Origin of the sequence: Kitasatospora sp. NPDC097691, assembly GCF_040302665.1 — a bacterium.
GTDB lineage: Bacteria > Actinomycetota > Actinomycetes > Streptomycetales > Streptomycetaceae > Kitasatospora.
On record NZ_JBEORY010000120.1, the window covers coordinates 1 to 3,526 of the forward strand.

Here is a 3,526-nt window from a genome sequence, read left to right on the forward strand (position 1 = left end):
GTCGAGGGCGACGACGCGGGTCTCCCCCTCCCCGTAGACCTTGTTCAGGCCGGTGGCGCGGGCGGCCGCCAGGCCGGTACGGACGGCGGTTGCGGTCGACGTGGTCACGGGAGCTCCTTGTGCTCGTGGGCTTGTACCTCCATGCTCCGCGACGTGATCATGGTCTGGCGTCGCTCCGCCGGACGGTTGGGCCGACCGTCGCTGGGCGTACGGGAGGGTCGGCCCGTCCTCCTGCGGTATGACGGGAACCCTGAGGGAGGGACGACGGCCGGGCGGTGGCCGGAACCGCTATCCTTCGTGGCCGAATTCCGAACTGTTCGTCAGATGGCAAGGAAACATGACAACTTCCGGGGCTGGGAACATGCGAAAGGGTGAGCCGGGAGACTAGGCTCAGGGGTGGTTTCGCAGGACGCCCGGATGGTGGAACGCAGACACGGGCAGCTTAAAACTGCTTGGCCGCGAGGCCGTGCCGGTTCGAGTCCGGCTCCGGGCACAGGTCGACCCGGCGGAGGCGCCGACGGCGCCCCCGCCGGGCGTCGTTCACCGGATCCTCCTCGCGGCGTATCCCGGAATTTTTGCCAAGCCATTACCCTTGTGCGTGGGCGGTGCAGTGCCGCCACGGAGGGAATGAGCAATGAGAAGCAGCAACCCGGTCTTCTCGCGGGAGGGATCCTTCACCCGCGACTCCGGTTACGCGGGGTTCGGAACGAGCGCGCAGGCCGGGAGCCCGTACGGCCACAACCCGTACGCGGGTACCCAGTACGCCCAGCAGCCCTCGGCGCAGGGCCCGCTGACCGACGAGCAGCTCTACGAGATGTACAACGGGCCGTCCGCCGGCCCCGGGGCGACCGGGCGGATGACGCTCGACGACGTGATCGCCCGCACCGCCATGACGCTGCTGACCGTGGTCGCCGCCGGCGCGGTGGCCTGGTTCACGCTGCCGTTCAAGAGCGTCGGCTTCGCGATCCCCGCCTCGCTGATCGCCATGATCGTCGGTCTGGTCGTCCAGTTCCGACAGAAGATCAGCCCCGGTCTGGTCCTGGCCTACGCGGCCTTCCAGGGCTTCGCGCTCGGCGCGATCACCCACTTCCTCAACACCCTCTGGCCGGGCATCGCGATCCAGGCGGTGCTGGGTACGGCGGCGGTCTTCGGAGCGACGCTCTACGTCTACAAGAGCGGTCGGCTCCGGGTCAGCTCGAGGTACGCCCGGATCGGCGCCGCGATCGGCCTGGGCTTCTCCGGCCTGCTGCTGATCAACTGCATCGCGTGGGCCTTCGGTGGGGGTCTCAACACGTGGTCGGGCCCGCTGGGCGTCGGCATCGGCCTGATCGGCGTCGCGCTCGGCGCGTTCTACCTGACGCTGGACTTCAACGAGGTCGAGCAGGCCATCGCCCAGGGCGCCCGGCAGGAGGAGTCCTGGCGGGCCGCCTTCGGGCTCACCTTCTCGCTGGTCTGGATCTACTTCGAGATGCTGCGTCTGATCGCCAGCCTCCGCGGCGACGACTGACACCGCCTGTCGCCGTGAACCACTGCCGCCGGGCCCCGGAGCCACCCGCTCCGGGGCCCGGCGGCTTTTCGCCTAGGCTCGCTGCCATGCATGACGTACAGCCCCTGGACGTACGGGCCCTGGTCGAAGCCGTCGAGTCCCTGGCGGATCGTTTCCGCTCGCTGCCGCAGAGCAAGCTGCTGGGCGCCGTGCCCGGGCACGCCTCGCGGGCGGCGGCCGCGCTGGACCTGGCCCGGCGGCTGGCCGCGCTCGCGCTGGCGGCGGAGGGCGGGCCGGAGCGGGACTTCCCGGACGCCGGGGCCTTCGCCGTGGGCGACCAACTGGCCGTCGCCGGGCACGACCTGGCGGCCGCGCTCGCGGCGCTGCCCGAGGACGCGCAGGTGACGCTGCCGGAGGGGCCCGCCGCGGTGGGCGAGGTGCTGGCCGGTGCGGTGGCGGCGGTGCGCGGGACGGCGGCCCTCTGCGGCTGAGGCTCGGTACGGCCGGACATGCCGAAGGCCGTCCGGGTCGGTAACCCCTTGACCCGGACGGCCTTCGGCGTGCGGCTCTTCGGGCCCGGGCCGTGCCCGGGCGTGCGTTCCGCGCCCGTGAGCAGGCGTCAGATGCTGGCGACCACCCGGTCGGCGAGCACGTAGACGGCGTCCTCGTCGGTGGAGAAGGTCAGCGAGTAGGAGCCGGAGAAGCGCGAGCCGCCGAGCAGTCGGACGTGCTCGCCGGCACGGACCGCGTCGATCAGCCGGTACGCGGCCTCCCGGTCGCCCGGGGCCACGCAGAGCGTGGTGCCGTCGGCGAAGGCGTACACGTCCAGGGTGCCCAGCGGGCCCGGGCGGACGTCGATCAGCGCGACGCCCTCCTCGGCGAGGGTGGCCAGCCGGGTGTCGGTCCACTCGCGGGACGGCGCCTGGCTCGGCACGAAGTCGGGGTGCGACGGGTGGCGGCGCGGGTCGGGCGCGGCGACCGGCGCCTCCTCGACGGCCGGTTCGGCGTCCAGAAGCCCGGCCTCCAGGCCGGTGGCCAGCAGGTCGGCCTCGCGGCGGGCGCGGGCGTCCTTCGCGGTCTCGCCCACCGGGTGGCCGGGGCGCAGCGGCGCGCCGCCGTCGGTGCCGGGCTCGGCCGGGCCGGTGCCGCCGTCGTTGATCAGGTCCTCCAGCGCGGAGCGCAGCGCCTCGCCGAACTCCGGGTCCATCGTCCCGGCGTTGTCGGCGGCGTCCTGCGGGCCGGTGGGGCGGGGGAAGAAGAGCGGCCACTCGTCGGTGCCGGAGAACACGCCGGTGAAGGGGGAGTCGAACAGCGGCGCGTCCTCGGCCGCGCGGGCCTCCTGCTCGGCCCAGAACGCCCGGGCCTCGGTGATCTCCCGCTCGCGGTCGGCGGCGAGCGCCTCGGCGACGGCCCGGCGTATCGCGGCCTCGTCCACCGGTGCGGGCAGGGCCGGGGCCGCTGCCTGGGCGTCCAGTCGGCGGGAGATTCCGCGGAGACGGAGCAGCACGGCGGTCGACACGGTGATCAGGATCAGCAGCAGGATGGTGTAGACGGCGCTCACGGAACGTACTCCTAGCGAGGAGCGGAACGGGGTTACGTGTCCACACTGCCGCATCCGGGGGTGTTACCGCAGTGGCGAATGTCTAATTCGTCCCGGACTTTCGCTCTTGTCCCCAAATTGTTAGGTAACACCGTTCTACGCAGTGCAGTTGATCCGCTCCGCAGTGTCGATTTCCGAGCCGGAAACGAACGAAAAGAGGGCCGGATCGACCTCGCGGTGTGATCCGGCCCTCAATTACGCAGTGTCACTCCAAATGGGTGGTCCAGACCCTTCGGAGGATACGGCGGAGGGTCAGCTGAGACGCTCGATGACCATCGCCATGCCCTGGCCGCCGCCGACGCACATGGTCTCCAGACCGAACTGCTTGTCGTGCCACTGCAGGGAGTTGATCAGCGTGGTGGTGATCCGGGCGCCGGTCATGCCGAAGGGGTGGCCGACCGCGATGGCGCCGCCGTTGACGTTCAGCTTGTCCAGGTCCA

General features: G+C 71.5%; 3 protein-coding genes, 1 tRNA gene and 2 pseudogenes. 3 read left to right on the plus strand and 3 right to left on the minus strand.

The window, feature by feature from the left end:
• Positions 1-108: pseudogene (locus ABTY56_RS38485) on the minus strand (ABC transporter ATP-binding protein); the annotation flags it as partial.
• A gap of 303 nt (positions 109-411) precedes the next feature.
• Here ABTY56_RS38485 and ABTY56_RS38490 point away from each other — a divergent pair.
• The 3 genes from ABTY56_RS38490 to ABTY56_RS38500 all read left to right on the plus strand — a co-directional run bounded on the left by ABTY56_RS38490 (position 412) and on the right by ABTY56_RS38500 (position 1,977).
• Positions 412-493, plus strand: a tRNA-Leu gene (locus tag ABTY56_RS38490).
• 141 nt (positions 494-634) lie between these two features.
• Complete coding sequence (locus ABTY56_RS38495) at positions 635-1,507, plus strand: Bax inhibitor-1/YccA family protein (RefSeq protein ID WP_350634351.1); 873 nt, start codon at positions 635-637, stop codon at positions 1,505-1,507.
• An 86-nt stretch (positions 1,508-1,593) separates the two neighbouring features.
• Positions 1,594-1,977 (plus strand): hypothetical protein, encoded by a 384-nt coding sequence (locus ABTY56_RS38500; protein ID WP_350634352.1) that lies wholly within the window; start codon positions 1,594-1,596, stop codon positions 1,975-1,977.
• A gap of 128 nt (positions 1,978-2,105) precedes the next feature.
• Here the strand turns inward: ABTY56_RS38500 and ABTY56_RS38505 are convergent, their stop codons facing one another.
• Both ABTY56_RS38505 and ABTY56_RS38510 read right to left on the minus strand, forming a co-directional pair.
• Positions 2,106-3,047 carry a hypothetical protein gene (locus ABTY56_RS38505; protein WP_350634353.1) on the minus strand — a complete coding sequence of 314 codons (942 nt, stop codon included), beginning with the start codon at positions 3,045-3,047 and terminating at the stop codon, positions 2,106-2,108.
• A 291-nt stretch (positions 3,048-3,338) separates the two neighbouring features.
• A pseudogene (locus tag ABTY56_RS38510) lies at positions 3,339-3,526 on the minus strand (acetyl-CoA C-acyltransferase); the annotation flags it as partial.

Bases quoted from the DNA above. Each gene is read 5' to 3' on its own strand.
- ABTY56_RS38500 (WP_350634352.1), top strand. From the start codon at position 1,594: ATGCATGACGTACAGCCCCTGGACGTACGGGCCCTGGTCGAAGCCGTC.
- ABTY56_RS38495 (WP_350634351.1), top strand. From the start codon at position 635: ATGAGAAGCAGCAACCCGGTCTTCTCGCGGGAGGGATCCTTCACCCGC.